This window comes from Brevundimonas sp. FG8, from assembly GCF_057808845.1.
The window spans coordinates 93424-111794 of sequence record NZ_JBMDIU010000005.1 but is presented as its reverse complement, the minus strand read 5'-3'; the positions used below and the strand labels follow the sequence as shown (position 1 = coordinate 111794).

Annotated in this window: 21 protein-coding genes; 2 read left to right on the top strand and 19 right to left on the bottom strand. The window is 66.6% G+C overall.

Going from position 1 to position 18371, the window contains the following annotated elements:
• Nucleotides 1–4 precede the first annotated feature (4 nt).
• Complete coding sequence (locus tag ACODRV_RS10805) at nucleotides 5–763, bottom strand: class I SAM-dependent methyltransferase (RefSeq protein ID WP_141627718.1); 759 nt, start codon at nucleotides 761–763, stop codon at nucleotides 5–7.
• 45 nt (nucleotides 764–808) lie between these two features.
• On the opposite strand from ACODRV_RS10805, the gene gloB reads away from it, so the two are divergent.
• Entirely contained in the window at nucleotides 809–1537 is a 729-nt protein-coding gene (gene gloB, locus ACODRV_RS10800) for a hydroxyacylglutathione hydrolase (protein ID WP_141627717.1), read from the top strand.
• 16 nt (nucleotides 1538–1553) lie between these two features.
• Here gloB and ACODRV_RS10795 read toward each other — a convergent pair whose 3' ends face one another.
• The 18 genes from ACODRV_RS10795 to ACODRV_RS10710 all read right to left on the bottom strand — a co-directional run bounded on the left by ACODRV_RS10795 (nucleotide 1554) and on the right by ACODRV_RS10710 (nucleotide 16770).
• The gene (locus ACODRV_RS10795; protein ID WP_240811660.1) at nucleotides 1554–2327 is read right to left on the bottom strand and encodes a DUF4908 domain-containing protein; all 774 of its coding nucleotides are present in this window, start codon (nucleotides 2325–2327) and stop codon (nucleotides 1554–1556) included.
• A gap of 81 nt (nucleotides 2328–2408) precedes the next feature.
• A complete protein-coding gene (phbB, locus tag ACODRV_RS10790; protein WP_141627715.1) occupies nucleotides 2409–3134 on the bottom strand; it encodes an acetoacetyl-CoA reductase in 726 nt (241 codons plus the stop codon).
• A gap of 105 nt (nucleotides 3135–3239) precedes the next feature.
• The gene (locus tag ACODRV_RS10785; RefSeq protein WP_488908317.1) at nucleotides 3240–3992 is read right to left on the bottom strand and encodes a DUF72 domain-containing protein; all 753 of its coding nucleotides are present in this window, start codon (nucleotides 3990–3992) and stop codon (nucleotides 3240–3242) included.
• A gap of 66 nt (nucleotides 3993–4058) precedes the next feature.
• Complete coding sequence (locus ACODRV_RS10780; RefSeq protein WP_488908316.1) at nucleotides 4059–4697, bottom strand: hypothetical protein; 639 nt, start codon at nucleotides 4695–4697, stop codon at nucleotides 4059–4061.
• A 62-nt stretch (nucleotides 4698–4759) separates the two neighbouring features.
• Nucleotides 4760–6319, bottom strand: a complete 1560-nt coding sequence (locus ACODRV_RS10775; RefSeq protein ID WP_141627712.1) for a PAS domain-containing hybrid sensor histidine kinase/response regulator — start codon at nucleotides 6317–6319, stop codon at nucleotides 4760–4762.
• Nucleotides 6320–6421: 102 nt separating this feature from the next.
• Nucleotides 6422–6928 (bottom strand): CYTH domain-containing protein, encoded by a 507-nt coding sequence (locus ACODRV_RS10770; RefSeq protein ID WP_488908315.1) that lies wholly within the window; start codon nucleotides 6926–6928, stop codon nucleotides 6422–6424.
• Nucleotides 6929–6930: 2 nt separating this feature from the next.
• On the bottom strand, nucleotides 6931–8292 hold the full coding sequence (locus tag ACODRV_RS10765; protein ID WP_141627710.1) for a glutamate--cysteine ligase: 1362 nt from the start codon (nucleotides 8290–8292) through the stop codon (nucleotides 6931–6933).
• 193 nt (nucleotides 8293–8485) lie between these two features.
• On the bottom strand, nucleotides 8486–9205 hold the full coding sequence (locus ACODRV_RS10760; RefSeq protein WP_488908314.1) for a 16S rRNA (uracil(1498)-N(3))-methyltransferase: 720 nt from the start codon (nucleotides 9203–9205) through the stop codon (nucleotides 8486–8488).
• Between the two features lie 16 nt (nucleotides 9206–9221).
• Nucleotides 9222–10385, bottom strand: coding sequence for an acyl-CoA dehydrogenase family protein (locus tag ACODRV_RS10755; RefSeq protein ID WP_141627706.1), 1164 nt, complete (start codon nucleotides 10383–10385; stop codon nucleotides 9222–9224).
• A gap of 122 nt (nucleotides 10386–10507) precedes the next feature.
• Entirely contained in the window at nucleotides 10508–12292 is a 1785-nt protein-coding gene (locus tag ACODRV_RS10750; RefSeq protein ID WP_488908313.1) for an acyl-CoA dehydrogenase C-terminal domain-containing protein, read from the bottom strand.
• A gap of 2 nt (nucleotides 12293–12294) precedes the next feature.
• Nucleotides 12295–12780: a MerR family transcriptional regulator gene (locus tag ACODRV_RS10745; RefSeq protein ID WP_141627704.1), complete on the bottom strand. Its 486-nt coding sequence runs from the start codon at nucleotides 12778–12780 to the stop codon at nucleotides 12295–12297.
• A gap of 188 nt (nucleotides 12781–12968) precedes the next feature.
• Nucleotides 12969–13391: a DoxX family protein gene (locus tag ACODRV_RS10740; RefSeq protein ID WP_488908312.1), complete on the bottom strand. Its 423-nt coding sequence runs from the start codon at nucleotides 13389–13391 to the stop codon at nucleotides 12969–12971.
• A gap of 298 nt (nucleotides 13392–13689) precedes the next feature.
• Entirely contained in the window at nucleotides 13690–13851 is a 162-nt protein-coding gene (locus ACODRV_RS10735; protein WP_488908311.1) for a hypothetical protein, read from the bottom strand.
• 58 nt (nucleotides 13852–13909) lie between these two features.
• Nucleotides 13910–14104 (bottom strand): helix-turn-helix transcriptional regulator, encoded by a 195-nt coding sequence (locus tag ACODRV_RS10730; RefSeq protein WP_168196865.1) that lies wholly within the window; start codon nucleotides 14102–14104, stop codon nucleotides 13910–13912.
• Nucleotides 14101–14328 (bottom strand): hypothetical protein, encoded by a 228-nt coding sequence (locus ACODRV_RS10725; RefSeq protein WP_488908310.1) that lies wholly within the window; start codon nucleotides 14326–14328, stop codon nucleotides 14101–14103. Before ACODRV_RS10725 ends, ACODRV_RS10730 begins: the two co-directional genes overlap by 4 nt.
• Before the next feature lie 109 nt (nucleotides 14329–14437).
• Nucleotides 14438–14674, bottom strand: coding sequence for a helix-turn-helix domain-containing protein (locus ACODRV_RS10720; RefSeq protein ID WP_488908309.1), 237 nt, complete (start codon nucleotides 14672–14674; stop codon nucleotides 14438–14440).
• Between the two features lie 9 nt (nucleotides 14675–14683).
• Nucleotides 14684–15205, bottom strand: a complete 522-nt coding sequence (locus ACODRV_RS10715; RefSeq protein WP_141627699.1) for a DUF2975 domain-containing protein — start codon at nucleotides 15203–15205, stop codon at nucleotides 14684–14686.
• Between the two features lie 113 nt (nucleotides 15206–15318).
• Nucleotides 15319–16770 (bottom strand): protein adenylyltransferase SelO family protein, encoded by a 1452-nt coding sequence (locus ACODRV_RS10710; RefSeq protein WP_488908308.1) that lies wholly within the window; start codon nucleotides 16768–16770, stop codon nucleotides 15319–15321.
• A gap of 208 nt (nucleotides 16771–16978) precedes the next feature.
• On the opposite strand from ACODRV_RS10710, the gene nhaA reads away from it, so the two are divergent.
• Nucleotides 16979–18193, top strand: coding sequence for a Na+/H+ antiporter NhaA (gene nhaA / locus ACODRV_RS10705; protein ID WP_141627697.1), 1215 nt, complete (start codon nucleotides 16979–16981; stop codon nucleotides 18191–18193).
• Nucleotides 18194–18371 lie beyond the last annotated feature (178 nt).

Below are 18371 nucleotides of genomic sequence, written 5' to 3'. Positions count from 1 at the left end.
GCCTTTACGGGTGTTTGGCCCGTTCGACCAGATCACGACGGGCGCGCGAGGCCGGTTGAGGCTGCAAGGCGGGCGTCAGCACCTGCGCCGTCGCCACCGCTCCGCCCGGACGGGCGCGGGCGTAGGCCTGCCGCGTCGCTTCCAGCAGGATCAAACCGGCCGCGCCGGGCATCAGATGCTTGCCGATCTGTTCCAGCCCGTCGGCCATCGGCAGCAGCGGCCCCCATGGCGGCACATACAGGGTCTGGGACCAGGCGGTCGGCTCCAGTCCGGCCTCGCGCACCAGCCGCTCCAGCTGGCGACGGGTGAAGGGTCTGCCATGGCCGAAGGGCGTGTTCTCGGCGCGCGCCCACAGTCCGCCTCGCGCCGCCGCCACCAGAATGATCCGCCCGGTCGGCGCCAGCGCCCGCACGGCCTCCAGCATCAGGGCCTGGGCGTCATCCGCTTCTTCCAGCGCATGCACCATAAGGATGCGGTCAAAGGAGCCGGCGGCGAAGGGCAGGCGGCGGTCGTCCACCAGCACCGTGCGGTTCTTGCCCGCCTGCGGCCATAGCTCGACGCCCTGTCCGCCGGGCATGGCCGCCACCGTCCGGCGCGCGCCGACGAAGGCGTCCAGCCACGGGGTCGCATAGCCGATGCCCAGAACATCCGCGTTCGGCGCCTCGCCCCAGGCGTCCTCAAGCCGTCGCGCCAGCAGACGACGCGCCAGCCGTCCGGCAGGCTCGCCGTAGAAGAGTCTCAGATCCTCGATGCTGCACCGCATGGCTCCAGCATAGACCCGTGGACGGGCGGCTGCCAGAATGGTCGCATGTCTCTCGAAGTTCGCCTCTTCCCCTGCCTGAGCGACAATTACGGCTTTCTGGTCCGCGACGGCGCGACCGGGATGGTCGCCGCTGTCGATACGCCCGACGCCGACGTCATTCTGGCCGAGCTGGAACGCTCCGGCTGGGGGCGGCTGGACCTCATCCTGAACACCCACTGGCACCCGGATCACACCCAGGGCAACGCCGCGCTCAAGGCCGCGACCGGCTGCGAAATCGTCGGTCCGGAAGAGGTGCGCAAGGCCGCCCCGCTGGATCGGGTGATCAGGGGCGGCGACATCGTCTTGCTGGGCGAGACGGCCTTTGAGGTCTCGGACGCGCCGGGCCACACGCTGGGCCACATCGTCTATCACGCGCCTTCGGACAGCCTGGCCTTCGTCGGCGACGTGCTGTTCACCCTGGGCTGCGGCCGCCTGTTCGAAGGCACGCCCGAGCAGATGTGGGACAGCCTCCAGACCCTCGCCGCCTGGCCCGATGAGACCATCATCTGGTGCGCCCACGAATACACGGCCTCCAACGCCCGTTTCGCCCTCAGCCTCGATGATCGGCCTGAAATGCAGGCTCGCGCGGCGGAAATCTTCGCGGCGCGGGAAAGGGGACAGCCGACCGTCCCCACGACCCTCGGCGCCGAAAAGGCCTTCAATCCCTTCCTGCGCGCGACCGACGCGGCGGACTTCGCCATTCGCCGGGCGGCGAAGGACGGGTTCGCCGGCTAGTTCTGCGTCGGCGGGGCTATTGCGGCCTGGAAGGCGCGGTCATCAGAGCGTGCATCACGCGGGCCGACGACGGGCGCCCGGCCATTCCCTGATCCGGGTCGAGCTCGACCGTCAGCACGCCTCCGGCGAAGGTGACGCTTGATCGGCGGCCTTCGGTGATCACGATGGTGCGCAGGCGGCTGAGGTGGGGCCGGGTCGATGGCGAACGGGCCATGCGGATGACGGCGTCGGTGGTCACGATAAGAGCCTCGACGCAGAGCGCCTCGGAGCGTTCCCCATCAAGATTGATCGAGATCAGCCGTCCCGTGGCCTCGCTGATCATGGCGCTTCGCCGCGCCATGAGTTGCCAAAGCTGCGCCGGCCCGAGCAGGGGCAGGGAAAGGTTCTCGGCCGGTCCGACGAGCGAGGCGGGCGATCCGCCCGGCGCGCGGGACGTATAGACCGTCACTCCGCCGCCGGGGCTCATGCGCAGGACCTGCTGGCCGGCGTCGTTGCGATAGATGACGTCGCCGCGCACCGCGACGGTGGGACGCAGCACCCAGGTCTCGTCGCGCCGGTCGAACCGCAGCAGCGGACGTTGGCCGGAACGGTCAAGGGTGAACCCCTCGCCCGATTCCGAGACGTAACGGCCGACGGGCGGTAGCGAGTGGCTGCCGCTGCCGCGCGCCCTCAGGGACTGGCTCTGCTCGGACTGGGCGTTGCCGCGTTCCTGCGCTTTGCAAACGGTCGGAAGCGCCGACAGCATGGCGGTCACCGCGACGGCGAAAGCCATCGCGATCTGAAGCGGCATTCGCGCCGTTCTGACCTTCCCCGTCAACTTCATGGGCAACTTGGTGGAATCGTCGCGCGGCGGATTTTGGGCAGGCGCCTCTCAGCCGACCAGATACTGACCGCCGTTCAACGACAGGGTGCAGCCTGTGACATATCCGGCACGCTCGCCGGCCAGCCAGGAGACCATGTCGGCGATTTCCTCGCCTTTTCCGAGCCTTCCTACCGGGATCTGGGCCACGATTCCGGCCAGCACCTTCTCGTCCATGGCGCCGACCATCTCGGTGTCGATGTAGCCGGGGGCGATGCAGTTCACCGTCACGCCCTTGCGTGCGTTCTCCAGCGCCAGCGCCTTGGTGAAGCCGATCATGCCCGCCTTGGCGGCCGAATAGTTGGTCTGGCCGATCTGGCCCTTCTGCCCGTTGATCGAGGAGATGTTGATGATCCGGCCGTGGCCGCGGTCGCGCATGCCGTTGATCACCTGACGCGTCATGTTGAAGACGCTGTCCATGTTCACGCGGATGACGTCCGACCACTGGTCGGCGCTCATTTTGTGGAAGAAGCCGTCGCGGGTGATACCGGCGTTGTTCACCAGCACGTCGATGGGCCCCAGTTCAGCCTCGACATCGGCGACGGCGCGGGCGCAGTCGTCATAGGAGCCGACGTTCCCCTTCACCACCATCACGCCCAGCTCGCGGGCAGTCGCCTCGGCGGCTTCGGTATTGCCGGAATAGCCGGCCGCGACCAGCAATCCGTCTTCCTTCAGGCGCTGAACGATCGCCTTGCCGATACCGCGGGTTCCACCCGTCACCAGTGCGACGCGAGCCATGGGCGCTTCCTTGTGTTTTCCTGAAGCGGCGACCTCTGCCGGGCCGCCTGCTGTTCTATGCTTTAACCTGCGTGTCGTTGCACGCAAAGCCACCGTTCCGTGGCGTTACGCTTTCAGCTTTTCGATCAGGGCCATCGCCGCCGCCGGATTGCGCACCTTCGCCCCGGCGATGAAGTAGGCGAACACATCGCCGCGCTTCGCCCAGTCCCGGGTCCGCTTCGCGATCCCGTCCAGTTCGGCCGAGGTCATGCCGGTCGGTTCATCCGGCTTCGAGGACATCATCCGGGCGTAGGTGAAGTCCGCCGTCGGCTGGTCGATCCTCGGCCACTCCGGCGCCTCGTCGTCCTCGGCATAGACGATGGCGCAGCCGTATTTCGCGGCCAGATCATGGAACTGCGGAACATCGAAGGTCGGGCTGCGGACCTCCAGCGCGTGGCGCAGGCGGACCCCGTCCTTCTCCTTCGGCAACAGCTTCAGGAAGCCCTCGAAGTCGACCGGATCGAACTTCTTGGTCGCCATGAACTGCCAGTTGATCGGCCCCAGCTTGTCGCCCAGCGCCGTCAGTCCCTGATCGAGGAACCGCTCAAGGCTCTCATTGCCCTCCGACAGCACCTTGCGGTTGGTGCAGAACCGGCTGGCCTTCACCGCGAAGACGAAGTCATCCGGCGTCTCGTCGCGCCACTTCATCCAGGTGTCGATCTTGAAGCCGGAATAGTAGGTCCCGTTGATCTCGATCGAGGTCAGCTTGCCGGAGGCGTACTCAAGTTCCTTCTTCTGGCTCAGCTTGTCCGGATAGAAGGTCCCGCGCCAGGGCTCGAAGGTCCAGCCGCCGATGCCGACGCGAATGGTTCCGGTCATGTGATCCTCCCTGTCAGACCTGAGGTAGGCGTCGACAGTGGAGCGGGCAAGCGGAAGCCGGACGCCTCAATCGGCCGCGTCCGACGTTGTCGCGACCGTCTTCGCCTCCGGCGCATTGAGTTGCACCATTGCGCCGGGGTTCATCGCGCTCAGCACCGCGATGACGATGTACAGGGCGATGTGCAGGCCGATGGTGGTGGCGAACACCCAGGCGCGTCGGGAGAAGGCCGCGGGGATCACCAGCACCAGATAGAGCATGTAGTTGAAGGCGTAGATCCAGGCCGCGAGGGCGAAGCCGGGCTTGTTCGCGACCATCGCCAGGCAAAGGGCCACCATCAGGATGTTGGCCAGCGAGAGCAGCAGCAGGACCGGTTTCTTGTTGGCCTCAAAATGCTGGTCGAGGCTGGTCGCGTCATCTTCCGGCTCGGGGAAGATCAGGCTTGCGGCGATGAAATAGACGATGGCCACCCCCAGTCCGGCCAGCAGCATGCCGTAGCTGTAGGGAGCCTGCCCCAGATTGGTCCAGGCCGCGTCCCAGAAGGTGGCGATATCGAAGGCGGCGAAGATGGCCAGCAGCGGCGTTTTCCAGCCGACCCTGACCGCCTTGCGATGCTTGAACGCCCGCGCAGCGCCCGTGGCCAGCACCGCGACCGACAGGCCCAGCACAAGGCCGTAGAAGCTGAAGAAGAATTCAAACGCGCCCACAGTCGTCCCCCCGACGAATTGAGGTGTCACCTTTAGGCGGCATTGCGCCGCGCGTCACCGACCTATGCGTCCAGCACGGTCTGCATCCCCGCCAGCAGGCTGGCGGCGGTGATGGGCTTGGCGATGTGCCCGTCCGCGCCCGCCGCGGCGCCGTCGGCCCGGTGCTCGGCCATCGCGTTGGCGCTCAGCATGATGATGGGGATGCGCGGCCGTTGCGGCTTGGCCCGTTCGGCGGCGCGGATCGCCCGCGTGGCGCTCAGCCCGTCCATGACCGGCATCTGCATATCCATCAGGATCAGGTCGAAGTCGTCAGCCTCGAAAGCGGCGAGCGCGGCGGCGCCGTCCTCGACGATTGACACCTCCACGCCCTGACCTTGAAGGATCAACTGCACGACGCGCTGGTTGGTCGGGTGATCCTCAGCCAGCAGCACCCGCAGGGCGCGCGCCACCATCGGCAGCGGAGCGGCGCAGGCATCAACCACTTCGGCGCTCCGGCCCAGCGGGATGGTGAAGTGGAAGCGGCTGCCCTGACCCGGCGTTGAGCGGGCGCTGATCTCGCCGCCCATCATCTCCACAAGCGACCGGCAGATCGACAGGCCCAGACCGGTGCCGCCGAAGCGACGGGTGATCGTCCCGTCCGCCTGATTGAAGCGCTCGAACAGGCGCGCGGCGTGGTCCGCGTCGAAGCCGATGCCGGTGTCTTCCACGGCGATCGAGAGCCGGTGACTGTCGCCGTCCGGCTCGACCGCGACGTCGACTGTTATCCCGCCTGTGGCCGTGAACTTGATCGCATTGGACAGCAGGTTTCCCAGCACCTGACGAATGCGGGTGCTGTCGCCGATGAAAACGCCGCGGGCCTCAGGGCTGCGGTTCTGGGTGAACGTCAGCCCCTTGTCCTCGGCGCGGGCCTTGACCACGCAGATCGGCCCGAGCGCCTCCTCCAGATCAAAGGCGCGCGCCTCGAGCTTCAACTGGCCGGCCTCGATCTTCGACACATCCAGAATGTCGGAAACCAGTCGCTCCAAAGTCGCACCGGAGCCGCGGATGAGTTCGACCATTTCTGTCTGCTCCGGCGTCAGGCCCGTGCGGGACAGGGCGTCCACGATGCCGATGACGCCGTTCAGGGGCGTGCGGATCTCGTGACTCATGTTGGCCAGGAAGTCGGACTTGGCGACATTCGCGGCCTCGGCCGCCGCCTTGGCTTCGATCAGGGCCTGCTCGGCCGCGACGCGCTCGGTCACATCACGGGCCACGCCGTAGATGTGATCGCCGAACCGACGGGCCCGCCACTCAACGTTGAGGTAGTGGCCGTCCTTGTGACGATAGCGGTTGATGTGGCCGTTGACGGGGTCGCCCTGCCGCCGGTTCTCGACCTCCAGGGCGCTCTCACGGGTCGCGGGCAGATCGTCCGGGTGAACCAGGTCCAGCAACCGCCTGCCGCGCATCTCTTCAGGCGTATAGCCGAGAGTGGTCTGCCATGACGGGCTGACCCGGACCACATTGCCGTCGATGTCGCGGATGACCAGCAGGTCGAGGGAGACGTCGAAGAAGGCCGAGACCTCGCCCTGTCCATCATCGTTGGCGGCGCTGCCGGTCAGGCAGTTCAGTTCGGGGCAACTCATCGTGGCGCTCGACTCGGGACCGGCATGGTCGGGAGCCTAACCCCGTTACCGTTAAGGTCACCTTGCCGATATGGCGTCGGCGCGGACGGAAAGTCGCACCGATCAAAAGCTTAGCTTCGCCGTATAGCCCTGATCGCCCAGTCGGCTGTTGACGAACTCGGTCTGGCGCTCGCGCGGGACAATGTAGCGGATCAGCGGCTGGAGCTCGGGCAGCACCTCGGGCGGCGCCTCCATGGCCTCCGGCATCTCGCACTCGGCCATGGCGAAGTAGAAGCGGCCGTCCTCGGCCAGGAACAGGTCGATGTCCCACGCCAGCCCGTGCCGGTCGGTCGTCGCCCGGCGCAGCTTGTGGATTCGCTTTGTCGTCAGCGGCCACAGGTCGTCGAAGTCGCGGGGCTCCAGAATCGTCTCGATCTCGACCAGCCGTCCGGCGGCGTCGATCTTGTAGGTGAAGCTGTGCGTGGTCCGCCCGTCCCGCGCGCGGCGCCGGATACGCGCACCGCCAGGCAGATAGCCCTGCCGCACATCATCCCAATCGGCGAGGGGCCAGAGCGCAAGCACGGCCTCCGGGTCGGTCAGGACGTATTTGCGCTCGTTCTCGGTCGGCATGCTCAGTAGGCGAAGTCGCGATACAGCCGGGTCAGGTCGCCCTGCCAGTCGCCGTTATAGAGCTCCAGCAGACGTTCGGCCGGGGTGATGCCGCTGTCGGCGATGTCTTCCAGCTCCGACAGGTAGCCGCGCTCGTCGACCATGCCGCCGCTGAAACGGGCGCGGTTCTTCAGGCCCTGTTTGGCGATGGCGACCAGATCGACGGCGATGTCGCGGACGGCGCGTCCGCCGACCTCGGCCCTCAGACCCAGACGGGTCACGTCGCGGCGCAGGCGCTCGTGGTCGGCGATGTCCCAGTGCTTGACCAGATCCCAGGCGGCGGCCTGCGACGGGGCGTCATACAGAACGCCCGCCCACAACGCTTGCAGGGCGCAGATGCGGCTCCACGGCCCGCCGTCGGCGCCGCGCATTTCCAGATAGGCCTTCAGCCGAACCTCGGGGAAGAGGGTCGTCAGGTGATCGTTCCAGTCCTTGATCGTCGCCAGTTCGCCCGGCAGATCATCCAGCCGGCCGTCCATGAATTTGCGGAACGAGCGGCCCGACAGGTCGATGTAGCGGCCGCCGCGCTTGGCGAAATACATCGGCACGTCCAGCGCATAGTCGGCGTAGCGCTCGAAGCCGAAACCGTCCTGGAAGACGAAGTCCAGCATGCCGGTGCGGTCCGGATCGGTGTCGGTCCAGACATTGGCGCGGGCGGTCAGGAAGCCGTTGGGCTTGCCGTCGGTGAAGGGGCTGTTGGCGAAGAGGGCGGTGGCGATCGGCTGCAGCGCCAGCGACACGCGGAACTTCTCCACCATGTCCGCCTCGCTCTCGAAGTCGAGGTTCGACTGGATGGTGCAGGTGCGCAGCATCATGTCGAGACCCAGCGAACCCTTCTTCGGCATGTAGGCTCGCATGATGCCGTAGCGGCCCTTGGGCATGACGGGCACGTCCTCACGCGTCCACATCGGGTCGAAGCCGGTTCCCAGGAAGCCGAGGTTCAGCTGGTCGGCGACCGATTTGACCTCCATCAGGTGCTGGCCGGTCTCGTTGCAGATGTCGTGCACGTCCCGCAGCGGGGCGCCTGACAGTTCAAACTGTCCGCCGGGTTCCAGGCTGATGGAGGCGGTCATGCCTTCGCTGTTCTTGCGTTCCAGCGCGATGACGTTGTCGCCCTCATAGACCTTGTCCCAGCCGAAGCGGGTCAGGCCGTCCAGCATGGCCTTGATTCCATTGGGGCCTTCATAGGTCGGGCGGCGCAGGGTCGAACGGTCAAAGCCGAACTTCTCGTGCTCGGCGCCGATGCGCCATTCCGCGCGCGGCTTGGCGCCCTTCGACATGGCCCCGATGAGATCGGTCCGGGACAGCGGTTCAACGTCGGCCATGAATGTCTCAAACCCCTCGTGTCGCGGCTAGATGGGCCGACCTTGGCGTTTGCTCAAGGGGGCGGCGGATTTGGTGTTTGGCCAGAATGCGACCGGCGTGACGACCAAGGTGAAAAACAGGGTGTGAACAGTGTAATCCGTGCAATTCCGGCAAGGGGCAGTCTGGCACGCGGATGCGTCATTTCCGGACGTGTCAGCGCTCCCAGTCGCCGATCGCCGCCTGCCACAGGGTCAGGGCGGTGGTCGCGGCGGTGTCGGCCCGAAGCACGCGCGGGCCCAGCGACACGGCGGTGGTGAAGGGCAGGGCCCGCAGCCGATCCCGCTCCTCCGGCGTGAAGCCGCCCTCTGGCCCGATCAGGATGGCCCATGGTCCGGCCCCGACGGCCTGGAGGGCAGGGATCGCCGGCGCGCCGCCGGTCTCGTCGCAGAACATCAGCCGGCGTGACGCATCCCAGCTATCGAGCAGGGCGGCCAGCGTCTGCGGCTTGTCCACCGGCGGCACGTCCAGCCGTCCCGTCTGTTCGGCGCTCTCCTCGGCGATGGCGTCCAGCCGGTCGAGGCGCGGGTGCTGCGGCTGGGTCCGGGCGGTGGTGGTCAGGCGGATGCGCGCCGCGCCCAGCTCGGTCGCCTTCTCCACCGCGAACTCCAGCGCCGCCTTCTTCACCGTGGCGATCACCAGATGCACGTCCGGCGGGGTGATCTGCGCCCGCACCTGCTCCTCTGCCCGCAGCACCACGCCCTTCTTCAGCACCTCGGCGATGCTGACGCGCCACTCGCCGTCCTTGCCGTTGAAGACCAGCAGCTCATCGCCCGCCTTCAGCCGCATGACCTGCGTCAGGTAGCGCGACTGGTCGAGCGTCGGGGCCAGGGCGGCGCCGGCGGACAGGGGCTGGGGGATGTGGAGGCGGATCATGTCCGCCTCTCTGCGGTCAGAGCGTCCGCGCGATCAAGAGTTTCATGATCTCGTTCGTGCCGCCGTAGATGCGCTGGACGCGGGCGTCCTTGTACAGCTGGGCGATCGGATATTCGTTCATGTAGCCGTAGCCGCCGTGCAGCTGCAGCATCTCGTCGATCACCTCGCCCTGGATGTCGGTGACCCAGTATTTCGCCATCGAGGCCGTCGCGGCGTCCAGCTTACCCTCGAGGTGCAGGCCCATGCAGTGATCGACGAACACCTTGGCGACGGTCAGCTTGGTCTTCACTTCCGCCAGTTTGAACTGGGTGTTCTGGAAGTCGATGATGCGCTTGCCGAAGGCCTTGCGCTCCTTGACGTAGGCCAGCGTCTCCTGCAGCCCGCGCTCGGCGGCGGCGACGCCCTGGATCGCGATGTTCAGGCGCTCCTGCGGCAGCTGCTGCATCAGGTGGATGAAGCCCTGGCCCTCGGTCCCGCCGATGACGTTCTCCAGCGGCACCTTCACATCGTTGAAGAACAGCTCGGAGGTGTCGTTGGCTTCCATGCCGATCTTGTGCAGGTTCCGGCCGCGCTCGAAGCCCTCGGCGCCGTCGGTTTCGACAACGATCAGGCTGGTGCCCTTGGCGCCCTCGGCCGGGTCGGTCTTGGCCACCACGATGATGAAGTTGGCCAGCTGGCCGTTGGTGATGAAGGTCTTGGAGCCGTTCAGGACGTAGTGGTCGCCCTGCTTGATCGCGGTGGTCTTGACCCCTTGCAGGTCGGACCCGGCGCCCGGCTCGGTCATGGCGATGGCGCCGACCAGTTCACCGGAGACCAGACGCGGCAGCCAGCGCGCCTTCTGCTCGGCGGTGCCGTAGTGCCAGACGTAGGGCATGACGATCGCGTTGTGCAGCGAGATGCCGAAATGGTCCGCGCCCTTCCAGCCCAGCTGGCGCATCAGCACGACCTCGTGGCGATAGTCGCCGCCGAAGCCGCCGTCCTCTTCCGGCATCGACAGACCCAGCAGGCCCGCGTCCCCGGCGTCGTTCCACAGCTGGCGCGGCACCGACGAGTCCGCGATCCATTGCTGGACCTTCTCCAGCGGCGCGTGTTCGTCGATCCACTTGCCGACGCTGTCCGAGAAGAGGGTGATCTCCTCGTCCTGCATGAAGGCGGGGTCAGGGCTGTTGAGAACGTTCATGATCGGGCCCGGGGTTTCCTGTTGAACTGCTGTGTGACTGGTTGCGTCACGTCGCGGCAGTCAAGCCGCCGCCCGAAGGCGACGGCCTGCTGTCGTCTTGTCGTCGGCGCCCGAAGGCGTCGTCAGAAGGCGTCCGCCGGCATGTCCATCAGGACGTCCGCGCCGGTCTTCAGCTTGACCAGGTGGGCGGCGGCGTCCGGCAGGATGCGCTCCACGAAGTAGCGGCCGGTCTGCAGCTTGCCGGTGTAGAACGGATCGGTCGAACCGGCGTCGATCTGCTTCTGCGCGGCGATGGCCATCTGGGCCCAGACATAGGCCAGGGCGGTGATGCCGAAGATGTTCAGATAGTCGGTCGAGGCGGCGCCGGCGTTGTCCGGGTTGGCCATGCCGTTCTGCATCAGCCACATCGTGCCGTCCTGCAGCTTCTTCTTGGCGTCGGCCAGACCGTCGATGAAGGGCTTCACCGACTCGTTGCCGTTGTGCTCGGCGACGAAGGCGTCGATCTCGCCGAACCAGGCCATGATGGCGCGGCCGCCCTGGGCGGGCAGCTTGCGGCCGACCAGGTCCAGCGCCTGGATGCCGTTGGTGCCCTCGTAGATCATGGTGATGCGTGCATCACGCAGGTACTGCGAGGCCGGGAAATGCTCGGTGTAGCCCGAGCCGCCGTGAACCTGCATGGCCAGCGAGGCGGCGTGGAAGCCCTTGTCGGTCAGATAGGCTTTCAGCACCGGGGTCAGCAGGCCCATGTAGTCCTTGGCCTTGGTGGCGACGGCTTCGTCTTCCGACTTCTCGAGGTCGGCGTGCAGCGCGGTCCACAGGATGAAGGCCTGACCGCCTTCGACGAAGGCCTTGGCCTCCAGCAGCATGCGGCGCACGTCCGGGTGGACGATGATCGGATCGGCCGGGCCGTCCGGGTTCTTCGGTCCGGTCAGCGAACGGCCTTGCAGACGGTCGCGGGCGAACTCGACGGCGGCCTGATAGGCGGCGTTGCCGATGGCCAGACCTTGCAGGCCGGTGCCCAGCCGGGCCTCGTTCATGACCACGAACATGTTGTTCATGCCGCGGCCTTCCTCGCCGATCAGCCAGCCCTTGGCGCCGTCGTACTGCATGACGGCGGTCGCATTGCCGTGGATGCCCATCTTGTGCTCGAGACCGGCGCATTCGAGGCTGTTGCGCTCACCCAGCGAGCCGTCCTCATTGACGAGGAATTTCGGCACCAGGAACAGCGACAGGCCCTTGATGCCGGGAACCGCGCCTTCGACGCGGGCCAGCACGGTGTGGATGATGTTGTCGGCGAAGTCGTGCTCGCCCGCCGAAATCCAGATCTTCTGGCCGGTGATCGAATAGCTGCCGTCACCGTTCGGCACGGCCTTGGTGCGGACCATGCCCAGATCGGTGCCGCACTGCGGCTCGGTCAGGTTCATGGTGCCGGTCCATTCGCCGGTCGACATCTTGGGCAGATATTTCTGCTTCAGCTCTTCCGAGGCGTTGGCGTGGATGCCCGCCCAGGCGCCGGCCGTCAGGCCCGGATACATCGAGAAGGCCGCCGAGGCGCCGGCGGTGAACTGGCCCACGGCCGAGCCGATGACCGAGGGCATGCCCTGACCGCCGTAGGCCGGGTCCATCATCAGCGAGGGCCAGCCGGCCTCGACCATCTGGTGATAGGCTTCCTTCCAGCCCTTGGGCGTGGTGACCACGCCGCCCTCGGCCCAGTGGCAGCCTTCCTTGTCGCCCGGATTGTTGATCGGGGCGATGACCTCGTCGGCGAACTTGCCGGCTTCCTCGAGGATCTGCTGGGCCAGCTCCGAGGACACGTCCTGGAAGCCGGGCTGGTTGGTGTAGCGATCGATCTCCAGCACTTCGGACAGGATGAAGGTCAGGTCGCGGACAGGCGCCTTGTAGGCCATGATCAGGCTCTCGCTTTGAAGGGCTGGTGGTGGTGTTCGGTGTTGAGGCGAGCCTTCATCAGGGTCGCGTATTCGTCGGCGCCGGGCAGGAGGTCCGGACGGTATTCGCCCAGCTTCTCCTCCATCCAGCGGCAGGCTTCTTCCGCCGTCTCGATGGCGCCTTCGATGTCTTCCAGCTGCTGCTTCAGCGCCGCGATCTGCGCGCGGTGCTGGCGCAGGGCCACGGCCATCTGATGGGCGTTGTGGTCCTTGCGGTCGTACAGGTCCAGCATCGACTGGATTTCCTGCAACGAGAAGCCGATGCGGCGGCCGCGCAGGATGAGCTTGAGGCGGGCGCGGTCGCGGGCGTCATAGACCCGGGTCTGACCCTTGCGCGCCGGATTCAGCAGCCCCTTGTCCTCATAGAAGCGCAAGGCGCGCGCCGTCGCGCTGAACTCGCGGCACAGCTGGCGGATGGAGTAGGTGCGGTGATCGTCAGCGGTCGCCATGCGAAAGGCATAGCGCAAACTTTACGCGGACGTAAAGGGAAGCTTTTCCTCCCCGGCGCGAAGCGTCGGGGAGGGGACCGCGCGAGCGCAGCTCGCGGGGTGGAGGGGCGTTTGCGACGTGCGCAAACGAAAAGCCGCAACGTTTCCGTCGCGGCCCTGCTGCCTGTCTGCCTGCTGCTTTCGTCGCCTCAGCGGGCTTCGCGCGACCGGAGCCACAGGACCGGGGCGGTCATGGCGATCAGGACGGCGTTGGTGATGACCGGGCCGACGTCCAGGCCGGTCGCGTGGATCGCCAGCATGGCGGTTTGCAGCAGCAGCAGGCCGGATGCGGCGACGACCAGCAGCGGGCGGCCGTGCTTCCACGACACGACCGGGGCCAGCATCAGGAGCGCCAGAACGATCTCGGCGACGCCGAGGCCGCGCACGAAATTCTCCGGCGCCAGGGCTGGCCAGCGCATCAGGTCGATCAGGTTGTCCAGCGGCTCGGTCAGCTTGGCGTAGCCGGCCGCGATGAAGAACATCGCGATCCAGCCCTGCAGGGTCCACAGGGTCAGGTTCCGGTAGCTGGCGTTCAGCCGTGCGCGGGCGGGGGTAAGTGTCTGAGAAGTCATTTTCGATGACGCCGCTTCGGGCGCTCTTGTATTGGTAACAGCGGCGAGATCGGATTGCCTCCGCCGTTCCGCAAGGGGGGCGGGGCCGACCGTAACGATACGTGACTCTTCAGTGACAGTCGGCGACGACCAAAGCGTGGCCGGAACCATAAATCGGTGTAATGCGAGCGGTGTTTCCGATCGGTTAAGCGCGGCTGTTCGTCGGGATTTGGCGGTTGTCATGGCGGGCTCCCGGAAGGTCGGGTCGACGGGGCGTCGACCCGACAAGCTCTACCGCCATCCTGCTGCCAACCTGCTGTCAGCAGTCGTCGGCGCAGACGGCCGGAGCCGGCTCGACTACAGCGGAAGCCTGGGCCTCGGCGGCGTAGAAGAAGGCGCTGACGACGAGCGTCAGACACAGGCCCGAGGCGAAGTGCGACAGGTACGAGGCGGCGCGCCCCAGCTTGATGCTGTTGGTCATGGTCGTATTTCTTGATGTGAATGACGGGGCGAACCCCGGAAGAGAGAGGCCCGAGGGCTCAGGCGTGGAAGACGGCTTCCACGGGACGGCCCAGTTCGCGGGCGACCCGGCAGGCGAGGGTGACGGAAGGGGCGTAGGTTCCGGTCTCCATGGCCCGAAGGGTCCGGCTGGAGATGCCGAGGCGGCGGGCCAGTTCCGCTTGGGTCAGATTCTGCGCCTGACGCAGCGCGCGGAGCGGTGAGACGGCTGTCATTTGGCGTCCCATCCGTAGCGTCGGCTGAAGCTGATCAGGGCCATGATCAGCGCGGCCAGCAGCAGGGCCGATCCGACCGACGGCGCGTTGCCGAACTGGGCGGGCCAGAAGGGAACGCGCTCGGTCAGCTCCGGGGCCACGACCACCGCCAGCATCAGGGCGACAGTGGCGGCGGCGCGGGGCTCCAGATCATAGCGCGAGGTGGTTTTAACTTCGGTGGTCATGACAAGGCTCCCTGTCGTTGTGACAAGTGTGTTTTACAACACCGCTTGGCGGAGTCAAGCGACTTTTACATCATGACAAGCGAGCTTTCCGGAACAGGCTTCGCCGGGATCAGGCCGGCTCATCGTCTCCCGCGGGCTGCGGCCCTTCGATGCGGCCCAGAAGTTCGCCGGGCTGACAGTCCAGCTCCCGGCACAGGGCGTCCAGGGTCGAGAAGCGGACGGCGCGCGCCTTGCCGGTCTTCAGAATGGACAGATTGGCCAAGGTCACGCCGACCCGATCGCTCAGTTCGGTCAGCGACATGCGGCGGGCCTGCAGCAGACGATCCAGTTGCACGGTGATGGACATGGCGATGCCTCAGACCGTCATCTGCTGGTCGTCGCGCATCGACGAGCCCTGCCGGAACACCTCCGCCAGCATGAAGACGATCAGGATGCCCAGCCAGGCGCCCAGATCGAGTTCAAAATCGGTCGCGATGACGTCCCGGGGCGTGCTGAACGCCAGGATCATCGCGCTGACCTGCACCCCGATCAGGCCCAGTCCCATCGCCTGGAGTCGGCCGACGTTGGCGAGTTCGAAGGCATCGCCGCGATTCACCGACAGGAAGATGCGGCGCAGCCGGTTCAGGATCCACCAGGTGCTCGCGGTCGCCAGGAAGGCCGCCAGCAGGGTCACCCGTTCGCCCATGAACAGCGCCCGGCCGCTGTTGTCGGGCCGCTGCGCCAATCCGTCGAACAGGCCCGCCGCGAAGTCGGGGATGACCAGTGAGGTCAGCAGCAACAGGCCTGTGGCGACGACCCCGATGGTCACGAACACATTCACGAAGCCCAGCACCCATCGCACCAGACTGGCTACGGATCGCTTGCCGATCAGTCTCATTTGAAAATCTCCCGGCCGCCCCGTGCGGCCCCATGTCGATAATCGATATTTGCGCATCGATTATCGATCAAGAAGATTATCGTTTTTCGAGATGAAACCTTCGTAATGATCCTTCAGAGGCGGGCGGCGCCCGCGCGCCGGACGCGGCCGACCTTGTCGTGGAAGGGCGTCCAGTCGTCGCCTTCTGCGATGGCGGCCCATATGGTCTCGACCTCGTCTATCAGCATCTCCTCCGGCTCCGGCCGGGCGAAGACCGGGCTCTCCAGCCGCTCGGGCCGATCCGGCTCATGTTCGAACAGGGCGTAGCGGAAATTGTCGAAGGCCTTGCCCTGCCACAGCTTCGCGCGCGGTCCGGCCAGCGCCCGGGCCGAGGAGGCGAAGCCGCCGAACCAGTCGTGGAACAGGGGCTCCCAACGCGCCGCCTCGCCGGTTTCGCGCAGCAGGGCCAGGGTGGTGTCCAGCAGGCGTTGGTCCGCCGCCTCGCCGAGGCTCTTTACGCCCAGCCGGTTCAGGAAGGCCGCGCGCAGTTCGCGGATATAGGCCGGGCCGAAACTGTTGAGCGCCTCGGTCAGCGGCTCGGCGTCGGTCGCCAGTTTCAGCGCGCCGCCCAGTTGGGTCAGAGCCCAGAACACCGCCTCCGGCTGCCGCGCGAACGCATACAGGCCGGTCTGGTCGAAATAGGCCGCGGTGAAGCCGGGCTCGTAATAAGGCAGGAAGCGCCAGGGACCGTAGTCGAAGCTCTCGCCGGTGACGTTCAGATTGTCGGTGTTCAGCACGCCGTGGACGAAGCCCGCCGCCACCCAACGCGCCGTCAGCCGGGCCGAGGCGTCGACCACGGCGCGCAGGAAGCCGGGAACATCGCCCCGCGCCACCTCGGGGTGGTAGAGAGAGCGCGCATGCTCGACCAACGCCTCGATCATGTCCGCCCGCCCGAAATAGGCCGCGCGCTGGAAGGTGCCGAAGCGGATGTGGCTGTGCGACAGCCGCACCATCACCGCTGAACGGGTGGGGGAGGGTTCGTCGCCCCGTTCCAGTTCCTCGCCGGTCTCGATCAGGCTGAACGCCCGGCTGGTGGGTACGCCCTGCGACTCCAGCATCTCCGCCGCCAGCACCTCGCGCACCCCGCCCTTCAGGGTCAGTCGTCCGTCGGCGGTGCGTGACCACGGCGTCCGGCCCGAGCCCTTGGAGCCTAGGTCCAGAAGTCTGCCTCGCGGAGCGCTGTCGCTCGCGATGCGGTCGTTCACGGCCTGAGCGTCGGACGTCTCCCTCAGCTGCGCCGCCAGAAACCCGCGCCCGTCGCCGAGGTCGGGATTGTAGGTGCGGAACTGGTGTCCGTGATAGCGCATGGCGATCGGAGCGGGCTGGCCCGGCAGGGGCGTGAACCGGCCGAAGTGCGCGGTCCATTCCTCGTCTGTCAGCGTCTCCAGCCCGACCGTCGCCGCCGCCCGGTCGTTGCGGAACCGCAGGATCGCCTGCGGAAAGTCGGCGGCGCCGACGGTGTCGCCGTACTCGTCTCCCAGATCAGCGAAACGGGGCTCGGGGCGGTAGTCGGGAGAGACGGGCATGGCCGCCAGATGCGGCCTGAAGCCGACTTTCGCAACCGTTTCGCCTTGAACCTCCCGGCCCCGGCCGTATTGTAGAGGCAGACATCAGGTCGGTCCGCGCGCGGATACGGCCAGGCCGGCGCCCATGGCTGATCGCCCTGCGGCGAATCCGGTCCGGCGTCCGTCGATAACCTGACGCCATGAAAACCCCTTCTGGTTCGGAGGCCTCATGGCGCGCAAACTCACGCTCGATTTCCTCAAGACGGAGGCCGGCTCCGGCACGGTGCTCGGCTTCGCGGCGCTGGCGGCCTTGATCGTCGCGAACTCGCCCTGGTCAAAGGACTATTTCGGCTGGCTGAAGAGCGAGCATGTGGTCCAGCTCGGCCCTGTCCTGCTGGAGCTGACGGTCTCCGAGTGGATCAAGGAAGGCCTGATGGCGATCTTCTTCCTCGTGGTGGGGCTGGAGATCAAATACGAAATCCTGCGCGGCGAGCTCAGCGATCCGCGCAAGCTGGCCACGCCGGTGCTGGCCGCGATCGGCGGCATGGTCGCGCCCGCACTGGTCTATCTGTTCTTCTCCACGGCCTTTTCCGGACCGCATGCGGGGTGGCCTATCCCGCTGGCGACCGACATCGCCTTCGCCCTGGCGATCTTCGCGATGGTGGCGCGCAACCTGCCGTCCTCCCTGCGCGTCTTCCTGCTGACGCTGGCCATCGTCGATGACCTGGGCGCCATCGCCCTGATCGCGATCCTGTTCTCCAGCGGCGTGCAGATGGGCCCCCTGCTCTGGATCGCCGGTCTGCTGGTGGTCGGGGCGCTGGTCGCGCGCTGGAAGAAGATACCGGCGCCCTTCTGGGTGCTGGGCTTCGGGCTGGTCTGGTATCTGACCGTGCAGGCGGGGTTGTCGACCTCGCTCACCGCCGTGGCCTTCGCCGCCATCGTGCCGGTGCAGGATCGTCGCTCCGACGGACAGAGCCCCCTGCAGGAGGCGATGCACGACCTGCACCCCTATGTCGCCTACGTCATCCTGCCCCTTTTCGCCTTCGCCAAGGCGGGGGTCAGCTTCGCCGGTCTGTCCCTTGAACAGGCCTTCGCGCCGCTGGTCATCGGCATCGCGTTGGGGCTGTTCATCGGCAAGCAGATCGGCGTGATGGCGGCGGCGGCGATCGCGACCTTCACGGGTATCGGCCGGCGGCCGTCCGGCGCGACCTGGCTGGAGCTTTACGGGGTCAGCCTGCTGTGCGGCGTCGGCTTCACCATGAGTCTCTTCATCGGGATTCTGGCCTTCCCCGGCGCCGTCGACTCGGTCGAGCAGGTCGAGGTCAAGCTGGGCGTGCTCGCCGGCTCTATGTTATCAGCGATAACCGGCGCAACGGTTCTTGGGATTGCGGCCGGACGGCGCAAAAAATTGGTCGAGCCGGACGCGGATACTGGGGCAAGTTGAGCGAATATTGACCTTGCGTCATCGCTTTTTGTCGCTTTTGCGTCACAGTTAGGCTTCGCGCACCAACGAAATGCGATGTCGGGAAACGGCGCTCCTTGTCGGTGAGTCCCGCCTGAGTTACCCAAACACAACTGGAGTATCGCGTTCCACGTCAAGAACGCGGCCCATGGGATCAGGA

Excerpts from the sequence above, each read along its gene's own strand:
- ACODRV_RS10805 (WP_141627718.1), bottom strand. The coding sequence starts at position 763 with ATGCGGTGCAGCATCGAGGATCTGAGACTCTTCTACGGCGAGCCTGCC.
- gloB (WP_141627717.1), top strand. The coding sequence starts at position 809 with ATGTCTCTCGAAGTTCGCCTCTTCCCCTGCCTGAGCGACAATTACGGC.
- ACODRV_RS10795 (WP_240811660.1), bottom strand. The coding sequence starts at position 2,327 with ATGCCGCTTCAGATCGCGATGGCTTTCGCCGTCGCGGTGACCGCCATG.
- phbB (WP_141627715.1), bottom strand. The coding sequence starts at position 3,134 with ATGGCTCGCGTCGCACTGGTGACGGGTGGAACCCGCGGTATCGGCAAG.
- ACODRV_RS10785 (WP_488908317.1), bottom strand. The coding sequence starts at position 3,992 with ATGACCGGAACCATTCGCGTCGGCATCGGCGGCTGGACCTTCGAGCCC.
- ACODRV_RS10775 (WP_141627712.1), bottom strand. The coding sequence starts at position 6,319 with ATGAGTTGCCCCGAACTGAACTGCCTGACCGGCAGCGCCGCCAACGAT.
- ACODRV_RS10770 (WP_488908315.1), bottom strand. The coding sequence starts at position 6,928 with ATGCCGACCGAGAACGAGCGCAAATACGTCCTGACCGACCCGGAGGCC.
- ACODRV_RS10765 (WP_141627710.1), bottom strand. The coding sequence starts at position 8,292 with ATGGCCGACGTTGAACCGCTGTCCCGGACCGATCTCATCGGGGCCATG.
- ACODRV_RS10760 (WP_488908314.1), bottom strand. The coding sequence starts at position 9,205 with ATGATCCGCCTCCACATCCCCCAGCCCCTGTCCGCCGGCGCCGCCCTG.
- ACODRV_RS10755 (WP_141627706.1), bottom strand. The coding sequence starts at position 10,385 with ATGAACGTTCTCAACAGCCCTGACCCCGCCTTCATGCAGGACGAGGAG.
- ACODRV_RS10750 (WP_488908313.1), bottom strand. The coding sequence starts at position 12,292 with ATGGCCTACAAGGCGCCTGTCCGCGACCTGACCTTCATCCTGTCCGAA.
- ACODRV_RS10745 (WP_141627704.1), bottom strand. The coding sequence starts at position 12,780 with ATGGCGACCGCTGACGATCACCGCACCTACTCCATCCGCCAGCTGTGC.
- ACODRV_RS10740 (WP_488908312.1), bottom strand. The coding sequence starts at position 13,391 with ATGACTTCTCAGACACTTACCCCCGCCCGCGCACGGCTGAACGCCAGC.
- ACODRV_RS10735 (WP_488908311.1), bottom strand. The coding sequence starts at position 13,851 with ATGACCAACAGCATCAAGCTGGGGCGCGCCGCCTCGTACCTGTCGCAC.
- ACODRV_RS10730 (WP_168196865.1), bottom strand. The coding sequence starts at position 14,104 with ATGACAGCCGTCTCACCGCTCCGCGCGCTGCGTCAGGCGCAGAATCTG.
- ACODRV_RS10725 (WP_488908310.1), bottom strand. The coding sequence starts at position 14,328 with ATGACCACCGAAGTTAAAACCACCTCGCGCTATGATCTGGAGCCCCGC.
- ACODRV_RS10720 (WP_488908309.1), bottom strand. The coding sequence starts at position 14,674 with ATGTCCATCACCGTGCAACTGGATCGTCTGCTGCAGGCCCGCCGCATG.
- ACODRV_RS10715 (WP_141627699.1), bottom strand. The coding sequence starts at position 15,205 with ATGAGACTGATCGGCAAGCGATCCGTAGCCAGTCTGGTGCGATGGGTG.
- ACODRV_RS10710 (WP_488908308.1), bottom strand. The coding sequence starts at position 16,770 with ATGCCCGTCTCTCCCGACTACCGCCCCGAGCCCCGTTTCGCTGATCTG.
- nhaA (WP_141627697.1), top strand. The coding sequence starts at position 16,979 with ATGGCGCGCAAACTCACGCTCGATTTCCTCAAGACGGAGGCCGGCTCC.